This window comes from Streptococcus lactarius, from assembly GCF_016642265.1.
GTDB classification, from domain to species: domain Bacteria; phylum Bacillota; class Bacilli; order Lactobacillales; family Streptococcaceae; genus Streptococcus; species Streptococcus lactarius.
Genome location: NZ_MRXX01000020.1, coordinates 1 through 3544, shown reverse-complemented (window position 1 = coordinate 3544; position 3544 = coordinate 1). Strand labels below are relative to the sequence as shown.

Here is a 3544-nt window from a genome sequence, read left to right as displayed (position 1 = left end):
AATAGTTATCGGTAGGAGAGATTAAATTGCTTAAATATTTAGAGGAGTTATTAGCAAAATATCCCAATTTTTATCAAATTTTTATCCCCATAATTATATCAGTCATATTGTTCATATTCAAAATTCCACAGAAGTTTGTACAACATTATCTGCAAAAGCATAGAAAACGTAAGAATATTTTCAAGAACAAACAGTACATACAGGATAATGTTTATTTAAAACGGGAAATGGAAATCCAAGAAATTCTTCAGGAACTCATTAAAGATCAGGAACTAACTATTGTATACGGTGCTCTAGGACGTGGTAAAACAATTACACTGAAAAAACTACATGATAGAGTCCTTGATAAAAAAGAGAAATTCATTAAATTTTCATTGTATATCGATTTAGAAAAGAAAAATTTAATTGATGAACTGGAGAAAATTACTGAAATAAAGATAGTCAGTCCACTCGATTTTTATAATTGGCTTAATAGTCTCCTTGGTCGTAAAAAATGTCTGATTATCCTAGATAATATTGCTCCGACACAATACGCCAATATAATCAATTTTTTCCTGGATAATTATCATGTTCAATATAAGATTATTTTAGGGCTAAATTATATTAATCCTAAGGAATCTTCTCAAATAGAAATAAAGAATTTTGATGCGAAACAAGTTGCTGAACTAGCAAAGCTACGTAGATTGGATATTGATGAAGACAATCTTTCAAGAGTGTTTACCTTAACTCAAGGAATTCCTGTCTATGTAGACTATCTTTTCAAAACAAATCGCTGCCCACTTAACTATGAACTCGTGGAGGTTGTATCATCTCAATTAGCCATTTGCACTGCTGAAGAGAAAGACCTCTTGCAGTCAATCGCTTTGAATAAAATTCTATATCATGACTTTACCGAGGAACTGTTCTCCACTTTTGATATTGGTCTAATAATGTCGTTGTCATCAAAAGGGTTGATTCAATTTGAGGAAATCACAAAGAATATTGAATTAAATCCGCTCATTGCTGAACAGTATCTCTCACACTTAAAGAATGAATACGTGTACGTAAAATTACTGGAGTATTATAAAATACATAGTCAGGAAAATTTTTTAGAATTATCACTACGACTGCCTATCACAATAAAAAATGATTATTCAACCTTTATTCAAATATTAAAACAATTGTACAACAATGAAAAATATCAATATCTACTATATTTGGGTGAGATAATTTTACAAAACGGACCTCAAGCTTTTTTTGATTTTGATAAAATTATTAATGATTTTTTTGACTGTTTTATTTCTTCTATATTAAAAATAGGAGATTACAACTACGCGAAAAATATTATCGATAAAATAAATGATTGCGATGTGTTTGATAGCAACCTAATTTATAGAAATGTTCGAACCGAAGCGATATCTTATAAGATAAATTTCTGTGATCTCTTACATTTAACGAATTCATTTCAAGATGCTATTGAAAATTTAGAATTATTACTGGCAACAAGTACCGTATCCTCTGCACAACAAGAGCGTTGTAACTATTTAATCTTGCATTGTAAGAGGCACATCGGTAAGGACTTAAGTCAAATATCTAAGAATTTTCGTAAACTTTCCAACAATAGTCAAGAAATCTATTATCAAATTCGTTCGCTATATTCAGCCTTTTCAATTGATATGTTTCAAGGAAAAAAACACCTGAAAAGAAAATTTGCAGAGTTGGAAAATAAAATAGATAGTTTACAGTCTGGTAACGAGATAGTATTGTTCGCTCAGCGTCATTATATTATTTTTTATCGTAGGTGTTGCAATAACTTAGAAAAAGCAGAAAAACTCTTAATAAAAAATATTAAGAGTTTAGAGAATAGCAAATTAAGAATTTTATATGATTATTATTTTGAAGCTGGGGAATTATACCGAGAGAAATTCTATTTCCAATCTTCTAAAAATAATTATAAAGCGAGTTATGATTTCTATGATAAAGCTATTGCATTTTCAAAAAATGTTGGAGATACTAATTTATATCACAACGCCATGATTGGAAGGATATTATTGCAGGAGCAACATGCTAAAGTTACACAAGAAGATTTGAATTTTATTTATCGAGCCATTCCAACAGAGCCTTTATTGAATAAAGTGCAATTCCAATTAGCTTATTATTATCTAACACATGACTATGACATGCTTGATCAACTTTCTAAGTATGCTAGGCTGTTAGAGTATTATGATACTTCCAATATTGCCCAAAAATTATCAAAAAAACAGTCTTGTTTTATACCTTTAACTGTCATGTAAACTTTGCTTAAATTGGTTAACTTGTGCGTCTGAAAAAGTATAGTTCAGAGTTCGTTTGGCTTTTACAAAGTTATCAACATGCTTAGTGATTTCATCGCTAGGCATATTATTTTTTATTGCCGTTAGTATCGTGGCTACAGTATCAATAATATCAATTTCCCAATTATAGCGTGCGATTTCTTGTAAACCAATCCTAATCCCAAAATCATTATAGATTTTCTTTTCTCGCTTTGTTACGGATATGCCATAATGGCAACATGCTTCAAAAAAGGCGTCTAATTCAATTTGATTAGGGAAAGAGAGCCAAATCTGGTGAGTTTCAGAATACCGTTCATCACCTACTAAGATAAAGCCGTTCTTTATTAACTTTTTAGAAAGGTCTTTGACCATTTCTCGAATATTTTGAGAATAGGCATTGCCAAATTTTTCAAATTCAATCAAAGTTGTTATTAAACTGAGAATGTGATGAAAATGGGTATTTCTTAAGAAGTCAGGATTTATTGCTTCATATTTTTGAAGTAACAATGGATTATTTGTCAATATAAGACCACATGTCACCCCTGGAAGAGTTTTATGAGTAGCACCAAACATAATGAAATTATCATCGCTTTTATTAAAATACTCAAATGGATTTTTATTCTCTTTACCAGCAATCAGGCCTAGAGTCTGAGTAGCATCGTATAACAAGATACAGTCTTTAGGCAAAATAATCTTTTCTAAATCAGGTTGAAATAAAATATCAGAAAGACAAACTAATACCCCGTTGGCATCTTCCTCTATAAGAGCTTTATTTAATCGGTCGTAATCAAAATCTAATTTATTGTAGTCATAAGGAATATATCTAGTAATTATCCCTAATCTTCGACATATTTTCTTTATTGAGGTATGCCCACCATATTCATCACTTGATATATATACAATGTCCCCCTCCTCAAATAAAGTCATTAATAATGACGTAACAGCATTAATACCAGATAAGGTGCGTCCATCAGCATATTGTGCACCGTATAATCCAAGACATAGTTCGTTTAAAAAAAGATTAAATTCAAAGAGCTTGTTACTCCCTAAAAAATTATTTTCTTGGTAGGTCGAACTTGCTCCTAGAAGATATTTCTCTTGTAGTGGTGAAGAGAGCATAATTTTAGAAAAAGGTGATACAACATTCTCTGCTGCGCATAGAGGAAGTTGATTCTGGTATGTAAATACTGCATCGTTGTACAGCTGTTCAAATTTCTGCAAGGTATCCATAAGTTCTCCTACCGATAACTATT

General features: G+C 30.8%; 2 protein-coding genes. One reads left to right on the top strand and one right to left on the bottom strand.

Going from position 1 to position 3544, the window contains the following annotated elements; genetic code table 11:
• Window positions 1–26: 26 nt before the first annotated feature.
• On the top strand, window positions 27–2273 hold the full coding sequence (locus BTU61_RS10200; RefSeq protein ID WP_234700145.1) for a hypothetical protein: 2247 nt from the start codon (window positions 27–29) through the stop codon (window positions 2271–2273).
• On the opposite strand, the gene BTU61_RS10195 is transcribed toward BTU61_RS10200, so the two are convergent.
• Window positions 2259–3521, bottom strand: coding sequence for a PLP-dependent aminotransferase family protein (locus BTU61_RS10195; RefSeq protein ID WP_200773430.1), 1263 nt, complete (start codon window positions 3519–3521; stop codon window positions 2259–2261). The genes BTU61_RS10200 and BTU61_RS10195 overlap by 15 nt on opposite strands.
• Between the last annotated feature and the right edge of the window lie 23 nt (window positions 3522–3544).